The 24220-nt window shown below is 51.3% G+C and carries 24 protein-coding genes; all 24 read left to right on the top strand.

Translation table 11 applies throughout. From position 1 onward, the window contains the following. Positions 1-128: 128 nt before the first annotated feature. The gene (locus BTA51_RS12965; RefSeq protein WP_094707896.1) at positions 129-470 is read left to right on the top strand and encodes an Hpt domain-containing protein; all 342 of its coding nucleotides are present in this window, start codon (positions 129-131) and stop codon (positions 468-470) included. Positions 471-579: 109 nt separating this feature from the next. After that, positions 580-1923, top strand: coding sequence for a flagellar hook-length control protein FliK (locus BTA51_RS12960; RefSeq protein WP_094707895.1), 1344 nt, complete (start codon positions 580-582; stop codon positions 1921-1923). 164 nt (positions 1924-2087) lie between these two features. Further along, a complete protein-coding gene (locus BTA51_RS12955; RefSeq protein WP_094707894.1) occupies positions 2088-2600 on the top strand; it encodes a flagellar basal body-associated FliL family protein in 513 nt (170 codons plus the stop codon). 170 nt (positions 2601-2770) lie between these two features. Next, complete coding sequence (fliM, locus tag BTA51_RS12950) at positions 2771-3796, top strand: flagellar motor switch protein FliM (protein WP_094707893.1); 1026 nt, start codon at positions 2771-2773, stop codon at positions 3794-3796. Further along, positions 3760-4278, top strand: a complete 519-nt coding sequence (fliN, locus tag BTA51_RS12945) for a flagellar motor switch protein FliN (protein ID WP_094707892.1) — start codon at positions 3760-3762, stop codon at positions 4276-4278. Before fliM ends, fliN begins: the two co-directional genes overlap by 37 nt. A gap of 2 nt (positions 4279-4280) precedes the next feature. Beyond that, on the top strand, positions 4281-4742 hold the full coding sequence (gene fliO / locus BTA51_RS12940; protein ID WP_246841027.1) for a flagellar biosynthetic protein FliO: 462 nt from the start codon (positions 4281-4283) through the stop codon (positions 4740-4742). Continuing rightward, positions 4729-5487: a flagellar type III secretion system pore protein FliP gene (fliP, locus tag BTA51_RS12935; protein WP_094707891.1), complete on the top strand. Its 759-nt coding sequence runs from the start codon at positions 4729-4731 to the stop codon at positions 5485-5487. Before fliO ends, fliP begins: the two co-directional genes overlap by 14 nt. A gap of 52 nt (positions 5488-5539) precedes the next feature. Continuing rightward, on the top strand, positions 5540-5809 hold the full coding sequence (gene fliQ, locus BTA51_RS12930; protein WP_094707890.1) for a flagellar biosynthesis protein FliQ: 270 nt from the start codon (positions 5540-5542) through the stop codon (positions 5807-5809). Between the two features lie 118 nt (positions 5810-5927). Further along, entirely contained in the window at positions 5928-6716 is a 789-nt protein-coding gene (gene fliR / locus BTA51_RS12925; protein WP_094707889.1) for a flagellar biosynthetic protein FliR, read from the top strand. A gap of 159 nt (positions 6717-6875) precedes the next feature. After that, positions 6876-8012: a flagellar biosynthesis protein FlhB gene (gene flhB / locus BTA51_RS12920; protein ID WP_094707888.1), complete on the top strand. Its 1137-nt coding sequence runs from the start codon at positions 6876-6878 to the stop codon at positions 8010-8012. A gap of 122 nt (positions 8013-8134) precedes the next feature. Further along, entirely contained in the window at positions 8135-8665 is a 531-nt protein-coding gene (locus BTA51_RS12915) for a chorismate mutase (protein WP_094707887.1), read from the top strand. Positions 8666-8875: 210 nt separating this feature from the next. Further along, positions 8876-11044 (top strand): flagellar biosynthesis protein FlhA, encoded by a 2169-nt coding sequence (flhA, locus tag BTA51_RS12910; RefSeq protein ID WP_094707886.1) that lies wholly within the window; start codon positions 8876-8878, stop codon positions 11042-11044. A 26-nt stretch (positions 11045-11070) separates the two neighbouring features. Beyond that, positions 11071-12411: a flagellar biosynthesis protein FlhF gene (flhF, locus tag BTA51_RS12905; RefSeq protein WP_246841026.1), complete on the top strand. Its 1341-nt coding sequence runs from the start codon at positions 11071-11073 to the stop codon at positions 12409-12411. A gap of 294 nt (positions 12412-12705) precedes the next feature. Then, on the top strand, positions 12706-13518 hold the full coding sequence (locus BTA51_RS12900; protein ID WP_094707884.1) for a MinD/ParA family protein: 813 nt from the start codon (positions 12706-12708) through the stop codon (positions 13516-13518). Between the two features lie 83 nt (positions 13519-13601). Beyond that, positions 13602-14339, top strand: coding sequence for an RNA polymerase sigma factor FliA (locus tag BTA51_RS12895; RefSeq protein WP_094707883.1), 738 nt, complete (start codon positions 13602-13604; stop codon positions 14337-14339). A gap of 206 nt (positions 14340-14545) precedes the next feature. Beyond that, complete coding sequence (gene cheY, locus BTA51_RS12890; RefSeq protein WP_026180389.1) at positions 14546-14929, top strand: chemotaxis response regulator CheY; 384 nt, start codon at positions 14546-14548, stop codon at positions 14927-14929. Between the two features lie 23 nt (positions 14930-14952). Next, entirely contained in the window at positions 14953-15720 is a 768-nt protein-coding gene (locus BTA51_RS12885) for a protein phosphatase CheZ (protein ID WP_094707882.1), read from the top strand. Between the two features lie 11 nt (positions 15721-15731). After that, entirely contained in the window at positions 15732-18158 is a 2427-nt protein-coding gene (locus BTA51_RS12880; protein WP_094707881.1) for a chemotaxis protein CheA, read from the top strand. Between the two features lie 55 nt (positions 18159-18213). Then, positions 18214-19377, top strand: coding sequence for a chemotaxis response regulator protein-glutamate methylesterase (locus tag BTA51_RS12875; RefSeq protein WP_094707880.1), 1164 nt, complete (start codon positions 18214-18216; stop codon positions 19375-19377). Between the two features lies 1 nt (position 19378). Further along, positions 19379-20122 (top strand): flagellar motor protein, encoded by a 744-nt coding sequence (locus tag BTA51_RS12870; protein ID WP_094707879.1) that lies wholly within the window; start codon positions 19379-19381, stop codon positions 20120-20122. Positions 20123-20191: 69 nt separating this feature from the next. Next, on the top strand, positions 20192-20977 hold the full coding sequence (gene motD, locus BTA51_RS12865) for a flagellar motor protein MotD (RefSeq protein ID WP_094707878.1): 786 nt from the start codon (positions 20192-20194) through the stop codon (positions 20975-20977). A 404-nt stretch (positions 20978-21381) separates the two neighbouring features. Further along, positions 21382-22197: a ParA family protein gene (locus BTA51_RS12860; RefSeq protein WP_094707877.1), complete on the top strand. Its 816-nt coding sequence runs from the start codon at positions 21382-21384 to the stop codon at positions 22195-22197. A 23-nt stretch (positions 22198-22220) separates the two neighbouring features. Further along, entirely contained in the window at positions 22221-23468 is a 1248-nt protein-coding gene (locus BTA51_RS30500) for a chemotaxis protein CheW (protein WP_210404826.1), read from the top strand. Between the two features lie 240 nt (positions 23469-23708). Next, positions 23709-24194, top strand: a complete 486-nt coding sequence (locus tag BTA51_RS12850) for a chemotaxis protein CheW (protein WP_094707876.1) — start codon at positions 23709-23711, stop codon at positions 24192-24194. Positions 24195-24220: the final 26 nt, after the last annotated feature.

Here is a 24220-nt window from a genome sequence, read left to right as displayed (position 1 = left end):
TTAACCGCCTGCGGCTGAGTTGTCTAACAGTTTGTTTGGTTCCGGCACTGCAAGAACAGAGGCTGCTGAGCCAAGCTGAATGTTAGATCGTTTGTTGCGTCAATAGCACTGTAATCAAGGCTTGTATAATGACTACTGAAACACATCTGGACGATGCGATCCTTTCCGACTTGAAAGAGATGATGGAAGGAGAGTTCGAATTTCTGGTCACCACGTTTATTGATGACTCAAAGCAACGTCTGGAAGACATCCAGTCTTATCTGGAAACCGATAATCCGGCAGAGTTTGGCCGGGCTTGTCATAGCTTGAAGGGAAGTGCCACCAATCTCGGGCTTCCGAATTTATCCGATCTGTGCCGGCAGGGAGAGGAGATGGGGTACGGCGGTCAGTTGAATCAGGCTGTTGAGCTTGTTGATCAAATCAAAACGGAGTTTGATCAAGTGTCGGTGCTTTTAAAGGATTACATTTAGTCAGCCAGTAAATTTTATTGGCCCGTTCTGTGCATATTCTCATGTTAACTCACTGATTGCCGCAAGACAGGTTTAAGTCTGCGGTGTAATTGCTTGGAACGAGGTAGTTATGGCTGCACCTGCATCTACGTCTATTCTGGATCTGGTCAGTGCTCCGAAGTCGGGAGCCAGCAAGAAATCGTCAACAGCTCCTGATCCACTTAACTCCATGACAGGAAAGAATAAATCGTTCTCGGAAGTCTATAACGACCGGGTGAATGATACGGCTGATCGTGCCTCGGAAAAAAGTTCCCAGGCCAGCAGTAAGGCTTCTTCCCGGAACCACGCTGATCGTCAGGACGATAAGCGCGAGGTCTCCCGTAATGATGAAGCAAGTTCCAGTGAGGTCTCCGATAGCGGAGATTCTTTGCCGGTTAAAAAGGCAAGTACGGAAGCCGGTTCTGCTGAAGGGAAAGATGGCCATGAGACCGACTCAAAGCAGGATCTGGAGCAAACGGATGCCGACAATGTACAACAGATAAATGTACAGCAGATAGTAGACATATCAGCGACAGGCAGTTCAGCTGAGCAAGCGACGACTGACGCTGCGGCTCCGACAGAAGATGAGCTGATTGAATTTATTGCCGGTCTTGCCGCCTCGACCTCCGCCAAAGGTGAAGGAAAGATTGACGGTTTGACAGAGGGAGATGATCCCAGAGCAGAGCTTGCTAAAGTGCTGCAGTCTGTTTTGCAGAATCAGAAAGGTTCCGGTGATTCCAAAGATGCTGCAAAAGCTTCAGATAACGGTAAGGGTGCCGAAGTTTCACAAATTCTGAAAGATTTAATTGGGAAGGTGTCGGCTGAAGGTGCAACAGAAGGAAAGAGCAAAGCTACGGATCAGCAGGGGCTCGATGCTGTTCTCTCAAAGCTGGCTGATGGGGCTCAAATCAAGCTTCCGGCACAGAGTGCGGTGTCAGGCCAGATGGCCGTGCAGATGAGTGTCGGCAGAAACGATGCTGCGGCATCCGGTCCTTACATCACCACGATACAGCAATCCATCCAGCATCCGGAATGGAAAGATGGAATGGCCAATAAAGTCACCTGGATGGTCAGTCAAAATATCCAGAGTGCAAAGATTCATTTGAATCCGGCGGAACTTGGCCCAATTGAAATGAAAATCCAGGTCCACAAAGATCAGGCGCATATCCAGGTCCACAGTCAACATGCGGTTACCAGAGATTTGATGGAAGGTACGGTTCACCGATTGCGTGAAATGTTGGCGGATCAGGGGATCGAGCTTTCCCAGTTTGATGTGTCCAGCCAACAGGGGCAGCAATTCGGTTCCGAGTCAGGTGAGGGACAGAGTGAGGGCGGTTCGGATATCTCCCTGGCTGATGGCCAGGCCGGAGAAGAGAGCGCCAGAACGGTGGAGCAGACGCTGGAGTTGGATCAGCTAGTGGACTATTACGTCTAGGCAGTCCGGCATGTAGAGAGATTCCGAGCGCCTGAGGCTGTGAGTTTTTTCTGATAAATCAAAGTAATGGGCTACACTTAGCATGAGACTTTCAGGTCCGGTAAGGGTACCGGGAAATGCCCCAGGTGGGTGATTGGATAATGCTAAGGTGAGTTAGTCGAGTCATGGCGAAAGCAGGTAAGGTGGAGAATGCTCCGGCAGCTGCCGGAGGTTCCAATAAAAAACTGATCATCATTGTGGTGGTTGTTCTCGTGTTGGCTGTGATGGCCAGTGTCGGAGTAACATGGTATCTGGTGTCCGGGAGCAGCAACGGTGACGAGGCTCCGGCTGAAGGGCAGGAAACTGAGGTTACCAAGGCTCCGGCAATATACTATGACATCAAGCCCCCCATTATTGTGACATTCGATGTCGGGGGCAGGCAGCGATACATGCAGGCCTCGCTGACGTTGATGGGGCGTGATAATGATGCGATGGAAGCGGTGGAGCTTCACCTTCCGCTGATTCGCAATAAATTGCTGAATGTGTTCGGCGGCATACCCTTCGAGGAGCTGCAAAGCAACGAAGGAAGGATCAAACTGCAGGATCAGTCGCTTGCTGTGATCAACGAAGTGCTGCAACAGCAGGGGCAGGAAACCCTGGTGGAAAAAGTGTTGTATACCAATCTGGTATTACAGTAGTGGCCTTGCCTGTACTTCCTGCCGGCAGGTCATAGTAGAATAGCAAAGTATATGCGTGTTCGAAGGCCGATTTCGGACACACGGGCTCCGCCCATCAAGCCGGAAAGCCTATTGGCCATTAGATGGGTGGATAGAAGTTCGTAACGAAGGCAAAAAGAAGGTAGTAACGGGTGCAAGACTTATTATCACAAGACGAGATTGATGCCCTCTTACACGGTGTTGACGATGGTGATATCGATACCGAGGAAGAGGTCGATGCGACGGGGGTCAAGACCTACGATCTGACCAGCCAGGATCGCATCGTGCGTGGTCGTATGCCCACGCTGGAAATGATTAATGAGCGTTTTGCCCGTTATACCCGCATCAGTCTTTTCAATTTGCTCAGGCGCAGCGCGGATGTTGCCTCCGGTGGCGTCCAGATACTCAAGTTTGGTGAATATATTCATACGCTGTATGTTCCCACCAGCCTTAACCTTGTCAAAATTCGTCCATTACGGGGTACCGGCCTGTTTATTCTTGATGCCAAACTGGTATTCAAGCTGGTGGATAATTTTTTCGGTGGTGACGGCCGGCACGCCAAAATCGAGGGGAGGGAATTTACCCCAACGGAAATCCGTATCGTCCAGATGGTGTTGGAACAGATATTTGTGGACATGAAGGAAGCCTGGAACGCCGTCATGAAAGTGGATTTTGAATACACCGGATCTGAGGTGAATCCGGCGATGGCCAATATCGTCAGTCCCAGTGAAGTCGTGGTGGTCAGCACCTTCCACATTGAACTCGATGGTGGCGGTGGTGATATGCATGTGGCATTACCTTACTCCATGATTGAGCCTATCCGGGAAGTTCTCGATGCTGGCGTGCAAAGTGATGTGGATGATGTGGATGAGCGTTGGATTAATGCTTTGCAGCAGGACATCCTCGACGCTCAGGTTCCCATTAATGCATCGGTGGTCAAACAAAAAATTTCCCTGCGGCAGCTGTCCAGGCTTAAAGCAGGTGATGTGATTCCTGTGGAATTACCGGAGACCGTGACCGTCACGGCTAACGGTGTTCCGATCTATACCGCCAAGGTCGGGCAATGCTACGAGAATCTGGCATTGAAAATCGTTGGTAAGATCAAGCGTTCCACAAGCGGTGGTGTAATGAAGGAGGCAGAATGGCTGAAGACAAACGTGACCAAGAAGACGAGTTGAGCGGTGCCGATTCTGCTGACGATGAGGCGTTGGCGGACGAATGGGCTGCGGCTCTGGAACAACAGCAGGACGAGGAGCAGGGTTCAAGCGTGGAAGATGATTGGGCGGCGGCAATGGCTGAGGCCGAAGCTGCGGAACAAAGTGCTGCCAAAGCGGACGATGATGTCAGGCAGGCTCCAATGGAATCCTTTACCGAGTCTGCGCCTGTGCAGGCTGGAGCACCGGATCTGGATGTCATTCTTGATATCCCGGTGACCATTTCCATGGAAGTGGGCAATACCCAGATCGCCATCCGGAATCTGCTGCAGCTCAACCAGGGGTCAGTGATTGAACTTGACCGGTTGGCGGGCGAACCACTGGATGTTCTGGTGAACGGAACACTCATCGCTCACGGGGAAGTGGTGATGGTGAACGAAAAGTTCGGCATCCGCTTGACTGATGTTATCAGCCCCACTGAGCGCATCAAGAAACTAAGAGGCTAGGTTTGCTTAGTACATTGTTCAGAAGCCTCTACGCTTCGCTGATTTTGCTGTTGAGCAGCTCAATGGCGATGGCGGTGGAGCAGGCAGAAAAAGCTCCCGCACCGGTGTCAGGTGTTGAGGGAGGGCAGATATTGCAGATATTCGGGGCATTGATTCTGGTGGTGCTGATGATCCTCGGCATCGCTTGGTTCAGTAAGCGATTTACCGGCCTGACACCGCAACAGAATCAAAACCTGAAAACGGTGGCGGTGTTGCCGGTGGGGACCCGTGAACGCATTGCCCTGGTCCAGGTAGGTGACCGTCAAATTCTTGTCGGCATCACTCCCCAACAGATTTCCACCTTGTATGTATTGGACGAACCCCTAGATCTTTCGCAGTCTGGCGGTGAGTTTGCACGAAAGTTGCAGTTCCTTTTGCGTCGTAATGAAAACGAGGCAGAAGGCGAAGCGAATGGTGCGCAATAGGTGGTTTGAAGCCGCATTACTCCTGATTTTATGTTCGGTCCCCACTCTGGCATCTGCTGCCATTGAGGGGTTGCCTGCTTTAAAACTGGTGACCAATCCCGACGGTACCCAGGAATATTCCGTGACGCTACAGGTCCTGGCGCTGATGACAGCGCTGACCTTTATTCCCGCCTTCATGATGATGGTGACTTCGTTCACCCGAATTGTCATTGTCTTCGCAATCCTGCGTCAGGCCTTGGGTCTCCAGCAAACACCTTCCAACCAGATATTGGTGGGGCTGTCGCTGTTTCTGACGTTTTTCATTATGTCTCCGGTCTTTGAAAAGGCTAATGAAGCCGGGTTGCAGCCCTATCTGGCTGAGCAGATGGTCGCCCAGGATGCCGTGGCGGCTGCCAGTGAACCGTTTCGTGAGTTCATGCTGGCTCAGACCCGTGAGGACGACATGAATCTGTTTGTCCGTATTGCCAGGGAAGAAGGCAAATATGCAAATCCGGAAGATGTTCCGTTCAGAATCCTGTTACCGGCATTTGTGACCAGCGAGCTGAAAACCGCCTTTCAGATCGGTTTTATGGTGTTTATTCCTTTTCTGATTATCGACATGGTGGTGGCAAGTGTCTTGATGGCCATGGGGATGATGATGTTGTCACCGATCATTATCTCGTTGCCTTTCAAAATCATGCTGTTTGTTCTGGTAGATGGCTGGGCGCTGATTATGGGAACCCTGGCTGCCAGTTTCGGCGTGTAATGCTGATGTTTATACAAGAGCTGATGTTCATACAAGAAATGAGGGGATAACGATGACTCCCGAAGTGGTACTGGATATTTTCCGTGAAGCCCTGTGGCTGATTGTCTCTCTGGTGACGCTGATCGTGGCGCCCAGTCTGGTGGTGGGTCTGATTGTCAGTATTTTTCAGGCAGCAACCCAGATTAACGAGCAGACACTCAGTTTCCTGCCGCGACTGCTGGTGACGTTGATTGTCATTATTATCGCAGGCCCCTACATGCTCAACAAAATCATGGACTATACCAACATGTTAATCACCAATATTCCGATGGTTATCGGGTAACGGTACATGCGCCCGGCTCTGGTGGCTGTGGATCTTCTTGGCTGATGGTTGATATGCATGACTAGTGGTCGATATAGGTGGCTAGTGGGTCGATATAAGTGAGTAGTGGCAGATAGACATGTTTGAGCTAACGGAACAACAGATCGGTGCCATGATCGGTAGTCATCTCTGGCCGCTGTTTCGTATTTCCAGCTTTATGATGACCGCGCCGATATTGGGTACCCAAATCGTGCCTGCCAGGATACGGCTCTTGCTGGCGCTGATGATGACGATCGTGGTGGCTCCGGCTTTGCCCGATGTGCCCCAGATCGATCCGCTCAGTCTGGGGGCGGTAACCTTGATATTCCATCAAGTCTTTATCGGCCTGGCGATGGGGTTTGCGGTATTGATGTTGTTTCAACTGTTTGTGGTCGCAGGGCAGATGCTCGCGATGCAGATGGGGTTGGGGTTTGCGGCAATGGTCGATCCAACCAACGGTATTTCCGTGACGGCACTGAGCCAGTTTTATCTGATGCTGGTCACCCTGTTGTTTCTTGCCATGAACGGGCATCTGGTGATGTTTGAAACGCTGATTGAAAGCTTCACTATTCTGCCCATATCGGAAGGGGCGATGGATGGACTCAGCTGGTGGTATCTGGCGTCCCGTATCAGCTGGATGTTTGCCGGCGCATTGGTGGTGGCGCTTCCTGCTGTTACCTCGGTATTTATCGTCAATATTTCCTTTGGGGTTATGACCCGTGCGGCTCCCCAAATGAATATATTCTCGATCGGGTTTCCGCTGACCGTATTGTTCGGACTATTGGTGTTCTGGATAAGCGTGGGAAATATCATCCCCCAATTTACCGGGTTCAGCGAGAATACCTTTGAGTTTATGCGGGCCATGCTACTGGTGTCTTCGCAGCCATGAATTTGGGGTTAGGTGGTATGGCGTGGGAATGCTCGGAAGAACGTGGGACCAGACGAAACAAACCAGAGAGATTCCCGTACTCAACCCGAAAAGTATGGAATCGGAACATCAACGTAAGGCGAAAGCCTGACCAAAGAGAAGTAGCTTAGGTTTAGAGCAATGGCAGAAACCGATAGCAGCCAGGAAAAAACCGAAGAACCTACCGGGCGAAAGATACAGAAAGCCCGGGAGGAAGGGCAGATTCCGCGTTCCAAGGAACTCGGGACAATGGCCGTCCTTATGTCCGCTGCCGTCGCTTTCCTGATTTTTGGTCCTGCGTTGGGTCGGTCTTTGGAAAACATATTAAGGTACAGTTTTTCCATGACCCGGGATGAGATATTTGATCCCGGAAAACCCATCATACATCTCGGAGCCATGGCTATAGAGGCCGCTACGGCACTGATTCCCTTTATGCTGATACTGCTGATTGCATCGATCTTCGGCAATATTGCCCTGGGTGGTATGTTGGTTAGCGGTAAGAGCATCATGCCCAAGTTTAGTCGCATCAATCCATTGGAAGGGCTCAAGCGCATGTTCTCGCTGAAATCCCTGATGGAACTGGTAAAAGCGATTGCAAAAACTCTGGTGGTGGGCGGTGTCGGCTGGCTGATCCTCAACAATGCCATTCCCAGTCTGCTGGATATGACCGGGCAGGATCCCATGGTGAGTATTCGGCACACTCTGGAGCTTATGGCCTGGAGCTTCCTGTTTCTGTCCAGTTCACTGATTTTGATTGCGATGGTGGACATTCCCTTCCAGATTTATGACCACACCAAGAACCTGCGAATGACCAAGCAGGAGATAAAAGACGAGTTCAAGGACACAGAAGGTAAGCCTGAAGTGAAGCGCCGGGTGAGGGAGCTGCAGTACCAGATGACCCAGCGCCGGATGCTGCAGGAAGTTCCCAAGGCAGATGTGGTTATTACCAATCCGACCCATTATTCTGTAGCTCTTAAATATGATGCTAAAACCATGGATGCCCCGGTGGTAGTGGCCAAAGGGGTGGACCATATGGCAATGAAGATCCGGGAGATTGCCAGAGCACATGACGTGGAGTTGGTGGAAACGCCACCATTAACCCGTGCGATCTACTATCACGCGGATATTGACGAAGAAATTCCATCAGGTCTTTATTTAGCTGTCGCCCAGGTTTTGGCGTATGTATTCCAGTTGCGCCGGTTTCGCCGTGGGTTCGGTAAACGTCCCGGCAAAATACCTGATTTTGATATCCCCTCGCATCTGCGCCGTGACAGTTAGCTTTACTGTGACGGTTAATTCCATAATGCTGGAATGCCAAAAGTAGGCTTTTTATCGCAGAGCATGGTAATTTGCATGTTCCAATTTGCTTTGCTTTTTAAATAGATAACAAGGAGTTACTAATGTATCGAGCATTGGCATTGCTTTCGCTTCTGCTGTTTTCGGTCAACGTTTTATCCGAGCCGAGTCCCCAGGGTTTATTCTCCACAATTAACGAAAGGCTTGGGTATATGGAAGATGTCGCTTTATTTAAAGCAAACAATCATAAAGCCATTGAAGATATCGAACGCGAAAAGACCGTGATTGAGAAGGCCTCTCAGTCTGCTGAGTCTGCGGGCTTGGAGCGGGAGAGTGTTGTAGCATTCTTTACTGCTCAAATCGCTGCTGCCAAGGCGATTCAATATCGCTATCGTGCCGACTTGTTGAGTCGTCCGGAAGGTAAAACGCCGCGGGACCTGAATACGGTTATCCGTCCGGCGCTGATTGAGCTGGGCAATCGGATCAATCAGGAAATGGCAGAGTTTCTGCAGCAGGGTGGCAAGCTGTCTGATCATGACTGGCAGGAATTTGAGGTCGCCCTGAATGAACGCTATCTGGTTGAGGCAGATAAGAAGGCGTTGTTTGACGCGCTCAGCCAGGTCCGACTTCACTAATGTTGCCTCTCGCGTAGTCTCTTGCGTTACCTGTTGTACGCCAAGAGACTCTTTTCATCAGATTAAGGTGCATATTCTGTCACGGTAAACGGGTCATCTTTTCTCGATAAATCACTGTCTTTCGAACAAAGGCACGATTCCTGCAAATCACATTAAAAACCCGCTGTTGATGTCAAAGATTTGGCGTCATGTGTTGAATTCAGGTGTGATATGGATCGAGCCGCTGCGCTGACAAATTTCCGCTCCTATGCCCAGGGCAACTTCGGCATCCCGGTGCTACTCATGGTCTTGCTGGCCATGATGACACTGCCGATGCCGCCATTCCTGCTGGACGTCACCTTTACTTTCAACATCGCTCTTTCCATCGTGATACTCATGGTATGTGTTTACGCCATGAGACCGATGGACTTTGCCATTTTTCCGACAGTGTTGCTGGTGGCAACCCTGTTGCGCCTGGCGCTTAACGTGGCGTCCACTCGTGTGGTCCTGCTGGAAGGGCATGAGGGAGGAGACGCTGCTGGTAAGGTGATTGAGGCCTTCGGAGCGGTATTGATCGGCGGTAACTACGCTGTGGGTATCGTGGTATTTGCCATCCTGATGATTATCAACTTTGTGGTGGTAACCAAAGGTGCGGGCCGGGTATCGGAAGTCAGTGCGAGATTTACCCTGGATGCCATGCCCGGTAAACAGATGGCCATTGACGCGGATTTGAACGCCGGTCTGATCGATCAGGAAGAGGCTAAGTCCCGGCGTCAGGAAATTGCCCAGGAAGCGGACTTCTACGGCTCAATGGACGGTGCCAGCAAATTTGTGCGTGGCGATGCGGTTGCCGGACTGCTGATTCTGGCCATTAACCTGCTGGGTGGTATCAGCATTGGTATGCTGCAGCACGATCTGGAATTCAGTGACGCCATGCAGAAATATGCGCTGCTGACTATTGGTGATGGTCTGGTGGCACAGATCCCGTCCCTGTTGTTGTCCTCCGCAGCCGCCATTATGGTGACCCGGGTCAGTTCCGAACAGGATATGGGGACCCAGGTAATCCGGCAAATGTTCAGCTCCTCCCGGACGTTGCTCATTCCCGCCATCATTCTTTTCATTATGGGGGTGATCCCCGGAATGCCGCATGTGGCATTTATCGGACTGTCCGCCATCGCCGCAGCCATTGCATTCTTTATCTGGAAGAAACAACAGCAGCCCGATGTGGTCGATGAAGGCCATGCCCCCATGTCCCGTCGTCCAGGGGGTGGTCCTTCTCCGGCCGGTGGCCCGGCGTTGACCGGCGGTGAGGCTCCTCCTGCGATGAAAGGTCCGGAAACCAAAGAGCTCGGCTGGGATGACGTGGTGAATGTGGATATTGTCGGTTTGGAAGTCGGGTACCGGTTGATACCACTGGTCGATAAGTCTCAGGGCGGGCAGTTGCTGGCCAGAATAAAAGGGGTGCGTAAAAAGCTCTCCCAGGAACTGGGTTTTCTCATGCCGTCTGTCCATATTCGTGACAACTTGGATCTGATGCCGAATTTCTACCGCATCACTTTGATGGGGGTCACTATCGCTGAAGCGGAAATACATCCGGATCGTGAAATGGCCATCAATCCGGGGCAGGTATTTGGCAAACTTGAAGGCATTGAAACCAAGGATCCCGCTTTTGGCCTGGAGGCGATCTGGATCGATCCCAACCAGAAGGAGCAGGCGCAGACGCTGGGGTATACCGTGGTGGATGCCAGTACCGTGGTGGCGACTCACCTGAACCAGGTCTTGAGCAAACATGCCTACGAGCTACTGGGACATGAGGAAGTTCAGCAATGGCTGGAACAGCTGGGCAAATCCGCTTCCAAACTGGCGGAAGAACTGGTGCCCAATACGGTTTCCGTCAGCCTGTTGCTGAAGGTGTTGCAGAATCTGTTGCAGGAGGATGTGCCCATTCGGGACATGCGCAGTATTGCTGAAGCGATTGTGAATACTTCACCCAAAACCCAGGACGCCGGAATATTGACAGCCTCCGTCCGGACCGCTCTACGCCGGTTGATTGTCCAGAATATCATTGGAAATGAGTCCGAGCTGCCTGTAGTGACTTTGGATCCTGGGCTGGAGCAACTGTTATTGAAATCCATGCAGCAGGCCCAGCAGGCGGGAGGTATGGATGATGTGGGACTGATCCTTGAGCCCAGCATGATGGAAAAACTGCACCGCTCCCTGTCGGATGCGGCTCAGCGGCAGGAGATGCTGGGTAAACCCGCCATTCTGCTGGTATCGAATACATTGAGATCGGTGCTATCCCGATTTGTCCGCCTTGGCGTGGACCGTATGCATGTCATGGCATACCAGGAAGTGCCGGACAACAAACAGATTACGATTGTGGCAACCATCAGCGGTTAACCCTGATAGAGGCATAGAAAATGAAGATGAAGCGTTTTTTTGCAGCCAGTATGCAGCAAGCCCTGAGAGATATTCGTGAGGAGCTTGGTGCTGATGCGGTGATTTTATCCAGCAAGAAAATTGCCGGAGGGGTGGAAGTCATCTGTGCGCTCAACTACGACGAAACTGAAGCGCGGGAAAGTGTGTCAGAACCGAACCGGGATGTCGCTTCAGCCTCTGCTGTCGCCAGGGAAGCCGCCTCGAGGCACGCACAATTGGAAGACGAAATGGCACGCATCAGGGCCAGACTCGATCAAATGCGGGAGCCTCAACAAGCCGCGCCGATAATGGAGCCCAAGCCGGTTGCTCAGGTATCTGCGACGCCCGGAGAGACCGGCCAGATCATTGCTGAAATGCGCGAAGAAATTATGCAGTTGCGCAATATGATTCAGCATCAGAGTTTCCAGCAGACGCCTGCCGCACCTCAGGTAAAGGCATCGGGCGAACCGGTTTCTGAGCGTCCTCAAAAGCAAAAAGCTCAAACATCGGACATGCCCGGAACGATTGATAAAGCGCTTTTACAACGTTTGCAAACCATGGGTGTGTTTCCAGAGTTACATGATCCGCTGACAGCAAAAATCAATCCGGCTAAAAGTGTTGAGGAGCAATGGCGCAATCTCATGGCACGACTGGCCCACGGCCTGAAAGCCGAAGAGGAAGAGCTGATAGACCAGGAGGGGAATGTGGTCCTGGTTGGGCCGACTGGAGCCGGGAAGACAACGACGATTGCCAAGATGGCTGCACGGTTTGTACAGAAATACGGAAATAATAAACTGGCATTGGTCACCACTGATCGTTTCCGTGTGGCGGGGACGCAGCAGTTACAGTCCTTCGGACGTCTGTTAAATGTTCCTGTGGTGGTTGTGGATGAGCGTCGGAAGTTAGATGACGTGCTGGATGAACTGGCTGACAAGCGCCTCATATTGATTGATACCGCAGGCTTGAATCCGCAGGATCCAAACTGGGAAATTCAGCGTCAGGATCTCAGGGTTGAGCGGCATGAATTAAGGAACTATCTTGTATTATCCGCAGTTAGCCAACCACAGGTTATGAAATCGACCTACCATTACTATAAGATGCTTGGGCTGGCAGGCTGCGTCATGACGAAAGTGGATGAAGCTTTCAGTCTGGGAGAAGTGATCAGCATGGCAATCGTCAATCGGCTGCCGGTGGCGTATTTCACTGATGGACAGCAGATACCCAGAGACATCCACCATGCCAGGGCTCACGCTTTGGTGGTCAGGGCGGTCTCGCTTTGGCAGGCATCTTCGGAGTGGGAGAAACAGAACCGAAGCGGCAATGCCAACTTGCAGGATCTGGTAGTGTAGCAAGTGTGAAAAGTGTGGTAGCGGTAACAAGGTTAAACACGGTTAAAAGATAAATCACGGTTAAAAATGGACAATGTTCTGTTTTTGGCCGGTCAGAAAAGAACATAACGGCCGCTGACGGCGGGCATGGGGAAAGCTGCAATGATTGTTTTGCCCAGGGCGTTGAACTGATAGTCATTGATTGAGTCTTCCGTCTGACAGTTTCGAATGGTGTTCCCGGAGTCACCGGTCAGGACCATGTGGGGAGCTGTATGTTGAGAAGGGGAGGCGTATGTTGAGGAGAAGTATACCGGTATGAGCAGACTACATCCGGTTCAGGTTATTGCGGTTACCGGCGGAAAAGGCGGTGTCGGCAAGAGTAATGTGTCTATTAATCTGGCAATGGCCTTGTCGGAAATGGGGCGTCGGGTTGTGGTGCTCGATGCCGACCTGGGGTTGGCCAATATCGACGTTTTGCTGGGAATTACCTCGTCCCGCAATATCGGTGATGTGCTGTCAGGGGAATGCACCCTGAGGGAAGTTATGGTCGAGGGTCCTGGTGGAATCAAGATCGTTCCTGCCTCTTCCGGCACCCAGCATCTGACTCATTTGTCTCCATTGGAACATGCGGGTCTTATTAACGCTTTCAGCGAGATCAGCAATGATCTTGATGTACTGATTATTGATACGGCTGCCGGAATTTCTGAGCAGGTCCTGTCCTTTGCCCGGGCATCGCAGGAAATCCTGATGGTGGTCTGTGATGAACCGACGTCGATTACCGACTGTTATGCGGTTATCAAACTGTTGAACAAGAACCATGATCTGTTTCGGTTCCGGGTTCTCGCCAACATGGTTCGTTCCAGTGAAGAGGGGCGAAATCTCTTCAACAAACTTTCCAAGGTCACCGAACGATTTCTGGAAGTTGCGCTACAATATGAAGGCAGCATCCCGTTTGATGAAACTGTGCGCAAAGCTGTGCAACGGCAGCGTCCGGTTTACGAAGCTTATCCCAGATCCAAAGCTTCATTGGCCTTCAGGCAATTAGCTCAGCGAGTGGACAATTGGCCACTGCCCACAGGCCCTCGAGGCAATCTGGAGTTTTTTGTGGAGCGGCTGGTACAGCATTGACAAGCGCTAGTGGCTGATCAATCTGGTACCTGGTTGCATCCGGCAATGGGTCCGGTAATTGTATGCTCCATTAACACAAGTAAATGCACGTGGCGAAATCTTATATGATCTACAGTGATGCCGGTGGTAAACGCGCAGACCTGTTAGTCCAGCAATACGCACCTCTGGTTAAGCGTATCGCTCATCACCTGATTGCAAGATTACCTGCAAGTGTTCAGGTGGAAGACCTGATACAGTCCGGCATGATCGGATTATTGGAAGCCGCTCAAAAGTACGACGCCACCAAAGGCGCTTCTTTCGAAACCTATGCGGGTATCCGGATACGTGGCTCGATGATGGATGAGATCCGCAAAGGAGACTGGATTCCAAGATCGGTACACAGGAATGCCCGGAACATTGCCAAAGCCATACATGAAATTGAAGCCCGCACCGGGCGTGATGCTCAGGATCATGAGGTTGCTGAAGCCCTGGGAATAACTCTGGAGCAATATCACAGTTCGGTCAGGGATGCTTCTGCAGGTCGTTTGTTCAGCCTGGATGAGATGGGATTTGACAGTGATCAGGACCCTCTCGGGGAAGATCCTCATAATCGTAATCCGCTGGCCGGCATTGAAAATGAAGCCTTTTTGCAAAAGCTGACAGCCGCTATTGATGCCTTGCCGGAGCGCGAAAAACTAGTGCTGTCTCTTTACTATGACGAAGAACTGAATCTGAAGGAAATTGGTCAGGTATTGTCCGTCAGTGAATCCAGGGTCAGCCAGATACATTCCCAGGCGACGATACGACTAAGATCGCGTCTCACGGATTGGACTGGCGACTGATCCGGGTATATATTCTGCCGCGCGTTGCCCCAGGGAGACTTTTTTCGGTTTCATCGGGCACGCTGTTCATTTTCTCGTCAGGAGAAGGTGATATTTATTTTAACTGGAGTGCCTGAAAAACTGGATAGTCGTCGAACTACGTCTAGACTTATCCAGTAGGGCAATGAAATCAAAGAGTTTCCAACGTCGCCATTGTGGAGGTTACATTGGACAAAAATATGAAAATTCTCGTAGTCGATGACTTTTCGACGATGAGGCGGATTATCAAAAACCTGCTCCGTGATCTTGGTTTTACCAATACCGAGGAAGCGGATGACGGACAAACGGCACTGCCCATGCTGAAGACCGGTAAGTTTGATTTTTTGGTAACCGACTGGAACATGCCAGGAATGACCGGAATTGAGCTGTTACAAGCTGTTCGCGCTGATGAGAGTCTCAAGAACCTGCCAGTTTTGATGGTGACTGCCGAAGCCAAACGGGACCAGATTGTTGCCGCCGCCCAGGCTGGTGTAAATGGTTACGTTGTTAAGCCATTTACTGCCGCTGTGTTGAAGGAAAAAATAGAAAAAATATTTGAGCGGATTGACTGAATCGTCCCAAAAGAGAGTTACCAATGGAAAAGAAACCCGATTTCGGTGAGCAAGAGCGCCTGAGTGAGCAGGCTTCCACGTTGATGGAGCATGTCTCTAACGGCAACTATGCCGAAGCGATGAAGGTAATCTCTGAACTGAACGAAACCCGTGACAGAACTCTCTATCAGGAAGTTGGAAAACTGACCCGCTCGCTGCATGAAGCGATTCGCCGTTTTGCAATCGACATTGGCACCGTTCAGCAGCAGGAAGAAATGTCAAAGATTGCCGACGCATCCGATCGTCTGGCCTATGTTGTGGATATGACCAACAAAGCGGCCAACAAAACGATGGATCTGGTAGAGGCCAGTATGCCGCTTGCGGTGGACATCAGGAATGAGGCGGGAGAATTGAAGGAGGCCTGGGGCCGCCTTCGCCGCCGGGAGATGGATCCATCGGAGTTCAGAGAGCTATACAAACGCATAGACAAGTTTTTTCTGGAGTTGACCCAAAACAGCGACAAGGTCTATGGGAATCTATCGGAAATCCTGCTGGCGCAGGATTTTCAGGACTTAACCGGCCAGGTCATTCAGAAAGTGACCACCCTCGTGCGCGAGGTGGAAGAGAATCTGGTTAATTTGGTTGCCATGGCTGGAAAAGTGGACCGGTTAACAGGAATTCAGCACGATATGAAAGCTGAACAAGAAGATATAATGAAAGGGCAAGGCCCGCAGATGAATACAGAAGGGCGCTCAGATGTCGTTTCCAGCCAGGATGATGTAGACGACCTGTTATCAAGCCTTGGTTTCTGAGGAGCAGGTGAATGGGGTTCGAAGCTGACGAAGAAATCCTGCAGGACTTTTTGGTCGAGGCAGGCGAGATTCTGGAACAACTCTCCGAGCAATTGGTGGAGTTGGAGCAAAATCCCGAAGATAAAGATCTTCTCAACGCCATTTTTCGGGGATTCCATACTGTTAAAGGGGGCGCGGGCTTCCTTCAACTGGAGCCTCTGGTTGACTGTTGCCACGTTGCAGAAAACGTATTTGACCTGCTGCGAAATGGACAGTTGTCAGTATCCTCGGAGTTGATGGATGTGGTGCTGCAGGCACTGGATGCCGTCAACGCCATGTTCGATGACGTGAAAAATCGTGAAGAACCCACACCTGCCGATCCTGCTTTGATACACGCCCTTGAATGTCTGGTAAAAGGCGAGCCTGTTAACCTGGGTAGCTCTGAAGACGCTGAACCCGAAGAGGAAGAGGCCTATGCCGAAGATTTCGAGGAAGAGAGCGAGCCGGTAACCGAAGGCGATATTACCGACGATGAATTTGAAAATCTCCTGAATGCTCTCGATGATGGTGATACCGACAGCGATGTGGCAGAAGCCGCTACCGCAGGTGAGTCAGATTCCGATGAAATTTCCGAAGATGAGTTTGAGGCCCTGTTAGATCAGTTGCATGGTCCAGGGAAATTCGGTGGCTCACCGAAGGGCGAAGAGCCTCCGAAAAAAGCAGGCAAAGAGAAGAAAGAGAAAGCTGCTCCTCCTCCTGAACCAAAACCTTCCGCTGGCGACAGCGATGAAATCACCGATGAAGAGTTTGAAAGCCTGCTTGATGAGTTGCACGGCAAAGGCAAATTCGACGGTGCCGTAGCTGATAGTTCTTCTGCCCCTAAAGCTGCCTCAACCAAAGCGGATGAAAAAGAAGAGCCAGCTTCTGCAGGAGCAGATGCAGGTGACTCTGACCTCATCACTGACGATGAATTCGAAAAGCTTTTGGATGACTTGCATGGTAAGGGCAAAGGGCCCGCCGTGAAAGGTAAACCGGCCGAGGCGAAAGCCAAGCCTAAACCCGCCGCCAAACCGGCTCCGGCTGCCAAAGCCGAACCAGCAAAAGCTGCTCCCCAAAAGCCTGCTGCAGAAGCCGCTGTTCCGAAAAAAGAAGTGAAACCTGCCGCTGGTGCGGCGCCGAAAGAACAGCAGGCCAGTATCGCTACTGAGACCACTGTCCGGGTCGATACCAAACGCCTTGATGACATCATGAATATGGTGGGCGAGCTGGTGCTTGTGCGTAACCGGCTGAAACGTCTGGGCGAGGAATTTGCAGACGAGAACATGAGTAAGGCGGTGTCTAACCTGGATGTGGTCACCACTGATCTGCAATCCGCTGTGATGCAGACCAGGATGCAGCCGATCAAGAAAGTATTTGGCCGTTTTCCCAGGGTTGTCCGGGATTTGGCCCGTAACCTTAAGAAAGAAGTCAATCTGGTGCTGAAAGGGGAAGACACCGACCTGGATAAGAATCTGGTCGAAGCTCTCTCCGATCCACTGGTTCACTTGGTGAGGAATGCCGTTGACCACGGTGTGGAATCACCGGAAAAACGTGAACAGGCCGGGAAGCCACGGGTAGGGCGTGTTGTATTGGCAGCAGAGCAGGAAGGTGACCATATCCTGCTTTCCATTGAGGATGACGGTGCCGGCATGGATCCGGTCGTGCTGCGCCAGAAGGCGGTGGAGAAAGGCTTGTATGATGTGGATGCTGCTGAGCGTCTGACAGATTCTGAAGCCTACAATCTGATTTTTGCACCAGGGTTCTCTACCAAGACTGAGATCTCTGACGTATCCGGTCGTGGCGTGGGAATGGATGTGGTGAAAACCAAGATTTCCCAGCTTAACGGCACTATCCATATCGATTCGATTCTGGGCAAAGGCTCTCGATTAACCATCAAAGTGCCTTTGACGTTGGCGATTATGCCGACGCTGATGGTGACACTTGGCAATCAGGCATTTGCTTTTCCGTTAGTCAGCGTGGTGGAAATTTTCCATCTGGATTTGACCAAGACCAATATTGTCGACGGTCAGGAATGTATAGTGGTGCGCGAAAATGTGTATCCCTTGTTCCATATCAAACGCTGGCTGGTGAAAGGAGCACAGTTCGAGAAATCCAGTAAGACCGGCCATGTGGTGATTGTGTCTGTAGGGACTAAACGGGTTGGCCTGGTGGTTGATCAGTTGGTTGGACAGGAAGAGGTGGTGATTAAACCTCTGGGCAAGATGCTTCATGGTACTCCTGGTATGGCAGGGGCCACGATCACGGGCGATGGTCGAATTGCTCTCATTCTGGATATCCCGAGTCTGTTAGGGCGTTATTCCAAGTCCAGCAAAGTTTTCAGCCGGCCATCGTTCAAGGATGATGTACCGGATGACATTACCGTTGCGAACGGTTCAACAACCGCATTATCGGCGGGTTGAGCATGTCCGGAGAATTTTTACTTGGCAACATGAGGAAGCAGGGGGCGTAGTTTGAATGGCCGTTAAGGTCCTCATTGTAGATGATTCCGGATTTTTCAGGCGCCGCCTGAGTGAAATCCTGCAACCTATGACAGACATTGAGGTCGTCGGAGCAGCCACCAACGGAAGAGAGGCAATTGATTTGGCATCCCGACTCAAACCGGATGTCATCACCATGGATTATGAAATGCCGGTGATGGATGGTATTTCCGCGGTCAAAGAGATCATGCGGACCAATCCGACGCCGGTGATCATGTTTTCCTCCCTGACATATGAAGGGGCGAGGGTGACCTTTGATGCTCTTGAAGCGGGGGCGGTAGACTTCCTGCCCAAGAGTTTTGAGGCAATGTCTGGAGATGCCTCACGCATAAAGGCCCTGCTGCACGATCGTATAATGGCGGTATCCGGCAGCCGACGGGGAGCTGCGGCAAGCAAAGCTTCTGCGCCTGTACAACCGGTCGCCAGGCCGGCGAAGCCGAGTGTTACACCGGTTAAACCGTCGCCAATAAGTCGTACACCTTCACCCGCAGCGCCGCTGAAAAAAGATACCCCTTCGGCACCGGCCAAGCAGGAAATCAAAAGGCCGCCCTCCCGGAAAGGCCAAAAGGTCAATGCCAGTGTGGTGTTAATCGGAACCTCTACCGGTGGCCCTGTCGCATTGCAGAAGATACTGACTCAGTTACCGGCCAACTTCCCCAAACCATTGGTACTGGTGCAGCACATGCCGGCCACCTTTACTCCAGCCTTTGCGGAGCGCCTCAACCGACTGTCGGCGATTGGCGTCAAGCAAGTGGAGAATGGCGAAGTACTGAAACCGGGGGTTGCCTATATTGCTCCCGGCGGCAAACAAACTTTGATTGAGCGATCTGGAGGATCAGCCCGGGTTAAGATCCTGGATGGAGATGAGAGACTACACTATAAACCCTGCGTGGATGTCACCTTTGGGTCCGCCGCCAAAACCTTCCCCGGCAAGGTGCTGGGTATCATTCTGACAGGAATGGGGGCAGATGGACGCGAAGGTTGTCGTATGCTCAGGGATAGCGGCGCTACAATCTGGGCGCAGGACGAAGAATCCAGTGTGATCTATGGTATGCCGATGGCTGTGGCTACTGCCGGGCTGGCGGATGACATTTTGTCTCTGGATGAGTTTGCAGCTCGAATGGTGGAAAGCGTCTCCTAAAATGGATATTTTAAGCATAGTCGGCGTACTGATTGCCTTTGTGGCCATCATCGGCGGCAATATCATTGAGGGAGGCGAAGTTTCGGCCCTCCTGAATCTCCCGGCTGCCATGATCGTTGTGGGCGGCACAATCGGTGCCATTTCCCTTCAGCATTCAGCGCCTGTTCTAAAGCGTTCCCTGATTCAGTTTGGTTGGGTGTTTTTGCCCCCCTATATCAACTTTCAATCCGGCATAGACAAACTGATTAACTGGAGCATGGTGGCGCGCAAGGAAGGTTTACTGGGACTGGAAGAGATTGCAGAGAAGGAGCCAGACCCGTTCTCCAGAAAAGGCCTGCAGCTACTGGTCGACGGTGCGGAACCGGAATCGATCAGAAATGTGATGGAACTGGAACTGGGGAGCCGCGAACAGCGGGATCTCAACAGCTCTAAAGTGTATGAAGCGATGGGCGGCTATGCTCCCACACTGGGAATTTTAGGCGCTGTGCTGGGATTGATTCAGGTGATGCGTCATCTGGAGGATCCCTCCATGCTTGGACCGGGAATTGCGACAGCATTTGTGGCCACCATTTACGGCGTGGCTTTGGCTAACCTGTTTTACTTTCCCATTGCCAATAAGCTCAAGGGCATTGTCTATGAGCAGTCACTGTATCGGGAAATGATGATCGAAGGTGTCGTCGCCATTGCTGAAGGTGAAAACCCCAAAGCCATTGAGCTTAAGCTGAAAGGGTTCATTGATAGTTAATGCCCGAATTGATTCAGCCTATACTTCACTCATTCCCTGACGAGAAGGGTGACAGATGAAGGGTGACAGATGATGAGACGTAAACCTCGCCACGATGACTCTCATAGCCATGAACGCTGGCTGGTTTCCTACGCTGACTTTATTACCCTGTTGTTTGCGTTTTTTGTGGTGATGTATTCGGTTTCGTCTGTGAACGAAGGCAAATACAAGGTCCTGTCTGAAACCCTGGAAGGGGTTTTCAATGCTACCCAGAAAAGCATGAATCCTATACAGGTGGGACAGCAGACATCTTCTCCACCCAAAAGCGAGTCACCGATCGTTCAGCCCTTTGAAAGTCAGGACAAACAGCCCGTAGGCGGGTCTGGCAACCTGGATGCGGAAGGTGCATTGAAGCAGATGGCTGATCGCTTCAGTTCCAGTCTTAAAAAGCTTATCGGCGATGGTTTGGTATCGGTGAATGCCAATGATGAATGGATAGAGTTGTCCTTGCGCAATAATCTGCTGTTCAGTAGCGGCGATGCCGTTCCGGTGGATCCAGCCTTTCCTTTGCTCGACTCCATTGCAGCCATCCTGAAAGACTACCCAAACGCCATCCTGGTTGAAGGTTTTACGGATAATGTACCGATACGGAGTCCGGTGTACCCATCTAACTGGGAGCTCTCGGCAGCACGCTCTTCGGCGGTTGTGCGACTGCTGGCATTTGGCGGAGTGGACCCCAAACGCATGGCGGCGGTCGGCTATGGTGAATTTCAGCCCATCGCCCGCAACGATACTGCTGAGGGGCGACAGCGTAACCGCCGGGTGGTATTGCTGATTGCCAGGGATGAAAAAGTCCGCCTGACCGTGCGCCGTTGATTTTCATCCACAGTCAATGCGATACATCTCTGGCACTGTAGGGGCGAACACATAGGTTCGCCCCTACAGGTTGTGCTTTTTCCTTTTGAAGGTCTCTGCTTCCGATCCAAACATTGAATGTCTGTGCTTTGAATACCCTCCATATGGCACGCTTTCTGCTAAATTTCCCAGAGTAGTCAGTTACATAGCAAAATAAGGCATAATGACAATAAATTGTCTTTAAACCGGAAAGGACTTGCCGCCTGCGAGGCATGAAAGCAGGTAAGCCTCAAAAGCAGGGGAGCGTGAACCAGCTGGCGGCACTATAATGAGAATACCGCATAATGAGAATACCGCTGCATGATCATGTGCGGCCGCAACACTGACTGATTTCATCGACATCAACATTTTGGGGGATATCCCTGGTGCGTATTTGGACAGTTGCAAACCAGAAAGGTGGTGTGGGGAAAACGACCACCACGGTATCACTGGCAGGGTTGCTGGCAGAGCAAGGTAAGCGTGTGCTCATGCTGGATCTGGATCCGCATGGCTCCCTATCGTCCTATTTCGGATTTGATCCGGATACCCAGAGAGGGAGTGTATACGATCTCTTCATGCACAACGGTAAGGTGCCCGCAGATCTTCCTCGTCAATTGGTGCGGGATACCTCTCACCCGAACCTGAAAATGATTCCGGCTTCTACGGCTCAGGCAACTCTGGAACGCAAGATGGTGGGTGTTGAAGGGATGGGGCTGATTATCTCGAAGACCCTGGCCCATCTGTGGGATGAATATGATTATGCTTTTCTGGATAACACCCCGGTGCTGGGTGTGCTGCTGATCAACTCCCTGGCGGCCAGTCAGCATATTCTGATTCCTGTTCAGACAGAGTTCCTGGCGCTGAAAGGGCTGGAGCGCATGCTGCATACACTCGGTATGGTAATGAAGAGTCAGAGGAGCGTTCTGACTTACACCATAATCCCCACCATGTTTGACCGTCGCACTCAGGCTTCTGTAAATACCTTTAGAACCTTGCGCAAGCAATATCCTGACGAAGTCTGGCGTTATGCCATTCCCGTCGACACCAAGTTCCGGGATGCCAGTAAGGCCGGCGTGATACCCTCCGCCTTCGACTCTATGACCCATGGCGTCAGAGGTTACCGAAAGCTGTTGGAGGACCTGATCGAGGCCAATGTCGGAGTGGCTTCCGGTTCACCGGAAAAGTCTGCCTCCCAGGCCTAACCCGGTACGGATGAGTTGTGTCGATGTCTGATAAACGTTTTGCAGACCCTAATGAAGCCGATCAGGCGATAATGGATTATCTCGATGATCTGTTGCGCCCAGTTTCCGCCAGTGAAGAAAAAACTCCAGGTAGTGAAAAGAAGGCTCCTGGTAGTGAAAATAAAAGCCCTGGTGATAAAAATAGAACTATGCAGGCTTCTGTATCTGATTCGCCTGCGATCGTCGGAGAAGCGCCTGCTGCCGGCGGTATAAACATAGCTGCAGAAGCTGACTCTGGCGATCAGTTATATCCATCTGGCAGTAGGCAGCTTCACGAGCCTACAGAGCATGCCGACTCTCTTCTTCAGAGAGCCAGGGAGGATTGGCTTGCCAGCCGCGAGAAGGGGCCTGTCGCTAAGGCTCGACCACTGCAGGAACTGGAGCCGCCAAAACTAAAATTCAAGCCGAAGCTTCAACTTAGAATTCCGGTCGCCGAGGAAGAGAAGACTGCTGTTACAACAAAAACAGCTGCGCTCAGAATGTCGACAGAAGTTTCCAGTAAACCAGCGGTCAAAGCGGAAGTGTCTCCTGACATCAAGCCGGTTGAGACCAAAACTGCAGTAAAGCCTGAACAGAAGCAGGAGACTCCGTCTCCGGACACTATACATCGTCATAAATTTGACGCACCGGAACCTCAAGTGAAGGTGGAGCGTCAAAACGTCGTTGAAGAACCAGTGGAAGTGGTGGAGGATGCGGCGGAAGATGTGGTCGCAGTCGTATCTCAGGATGTCGGAACTCCAGATGGTGAGTGGCCAAACGAGAGGCCTGCCTGGGCTCAGGACAGATTTGAGTGCCTGTTGTTTAACGTTGCGGGTTTAAAGCTGGCAGTACCACTGGTATCTCTGGGCGGGGTATATGCGTTGGATTCTGAATTGACGCCTTTGTTTGGCATGCCCAAGTGGTTTCTGGGGCTGTTTCCCTATGGAGACCTTAACCTCAAAGTGGTGGATACAGCTCTCTGGGTAATGCCGGAGCGCTATTCGGCCAATTGGCTGGATGGCTTGAAATATCTGGTACGACTGCAGGATTCTGAATGGGTGCTGGCCTGCGATAACATTGCTGAGGCATTCACTCTTGACCCCGAAGAGGTCAAGTGGCGAAGTGAGCGTTCCAAGCGACCATGGCTGGCAGGAACCGTCATCACCCATATGTGTGCCTTGATTGATGTCTCAGGATTTGAGAAGCTTCTAGGGTCCGCTGCTTCCACAGTGACTCAGTCGGACCATAAATAAGGGACATAGTGCTAATTTGTAAGGGAATCGCTTCCGCCTCTTCCTTTCTGCTTTGTCAAAATTTCACTTCAATTGGGCTGGCATAGATCGTGCGTTGTTCTATATTAAATACTTAGAAGTGTTGAATTATTGACGCCAAATTCCAATGTCGGACGAAGTGTACAAGGATGATTCCCATGAAGGTCAGGCACTGGAAATACGATATCGAGCGCTAGGTTTGCTAACAAGAGGTTGATCACTATGGCATCCCAAACCGGACAAGGCCAAAGTTCTGACGATCCAATTCTGCAGTACGTGACCTTTCAACTGGATCACGAAACATATGGCATTAATGTGATGCAGATCCAGGAGGTTTTGCGGTATACCGAAATTGCCCCGGTACCTGGGGCGCCCGACTATGTGCTGGGGATCATCAACCTCCGTGGTAATGTGGTGACAGTGATTGATACCCGGAAGCGCTTTGGTTTGACCGAATCCGAAGTGACTGATCAGACCCGTATCGTGGTGATCGAGGTGGATAATCAGGTGGTCGGTATACTGGTGGATTCTGTGGCTGAGGTGGTATACCTGAGGCAATCTGAAATGGAAACAGCACCCAATGTAGGTAACGAGGAAAGTGCCAAATTCATTCAAGGGGTCTGTAACAAAAATGGCGAACTCATCATTTTGGTTGAGTTCGAAAAAATGATGTCTGAAGAAGAATGGTCGGATTTGGCATCGATCTAATTTTACGTCGGCTTACGAGAGGGTAG

The sequence above is a fragment of the Hahella sp. CCB-MM4 genome (assembly GCF_002260525.1).
Lineage (GTDB): Bacteria > Pseudomonadota > Gammaproteobacteria > Pseudomonadales > Oleiphilaceae > Hahella.
This window is presented reverse-complemented; position numbering and strand designations above follow the sequence as displayed.

Coding starts and splice junctions, on each gene's coding strand:
- BTA51_RS12965 (WP_094707896.1), top strand. CDS start 129: ATGACTACTGAAACACATCTGGACGATGCGATCCTTTCCGACTTGAAA.
- BTA51_RS12960 (WP_094707895.1), top strand. CDS start 580: ATGGCTGCACCTGCATCTACGTCTATTCTGGATCTGGTCAGTGCTCCG.
- BTA51_RS12955 (WP_094707894.1), top strand. CDS start 2,088: ATGGCGAAAGCAGGTAAGGTGGAGAATGCTCCGGCAGCTGCCGGAGGT.
- fliN (WP_094707892.1), top strand. CDS start 3,760: ATGGCTGAAGACAAACGTGACCAAGAAGACGAGTTGAGCGGTGCCGAT.
- fliP (WP_094707891.1), top strand. CDS start 4,729: ATGGTGCGCAATAGGTGGTTTGAAGCCGCATTACTCCTGATTTTATGT.
- fliQ (WP_094707890.1), top strand. CDS start 5,540: ATGACTCCCGAAGTGGTACTGGATATTTTCCGTGAAGCCCTGTGGCTG.
- fliR (WP_094707889.1), top strand. CDS start 5,928: ATGTTTGAGCTAACGGAACAACAGATCGGTGCCATGATCGGTAGTCAT.
- flhB (WP_094707888.1), top strand. CDS start 6,876: ATGGCAGAAACCGATAGCAGCCAGGAAAAAACCGAAGAACCTACCGGG.
- BTA51_RS12915 (WP_094707887.1), top strand. CDS start 8,135: ATGTATCGAGCATTGGCATTGCTTTCGCTTCTGCTGTTTTCGGTCAAC.
- flhA (WP_094707886.1), top strand. CDS start 8,876: ATGGATCGAGCCGCTGCGCTGACAAATTTCCGCTCCTATGCCCAGGGC.
- flhF (WP_246841026.1), top strand. CDS start 11,071: ATGAAGCGTTTTTTTGCAGCCAGTATGCAGCAAGCCCTGAGAGATATT.
- BTA51_RS12900 (WP_094707884.1), top strand. CDS start 12,706: ATGAGCAGACTACATCCGGTTCAGGTTATTGCGGTTACCGGCGGAAAA.
- BTA51_RS12895 (WP_094707883.1), top strand. CDS start 13,602: ATGCACGTGGCGAAATCTTATATGATCTACAGTGATGCCGGTGGTAAA.
- BTA51_RS12885 (WP_094707882.1), top strand. CDS start 14,953: ATGGAAAAGAAACCCGATTTCGGTGAGCAAGAGCGCCTGAGTGAGCAG.
- BTA51_RS12880 (WP_094707881.1), top strand. CDS start 15,732: ATGGGGTTCGAAGCTGACGAAGAAATCCTGCAGGACTTTTTGGTCGAG.
- BTA51_RS12875 (WP_094707880.1), top strand. CDS start 18,214: ATGGCCGTTAAGGTCCTCATTGTAGATGATTCCGGATTTTTCAGGCGC.
- BTA51_RS12870 (WP_094707879.1), top strand. CDS start 19,379: ATGGATATTTTAAGCATAGTCGGCGTACTGATTGCCTTTGTGGCCATC.
- motD (WP_094707878.1), top strand. CDS start 20,192: ATGATGAGACGTAAACCTCGCCACGATGACTCTCATAGCCATGAACGC.
- BTA51_RS30500 (WP_210404826.1), top strand. CDS start 22,221: ATGTCTGATAAACGTTTTGCAGACCCTAATGAAGCCGATCAGGCGATA.
- BTA51_RS12850 (WP_094707876.1), top strand. CDS start 23,709: ATGGCATCCCAAACCGGACAAGGCCAAAGTTCTGACGATCCAATTCTG.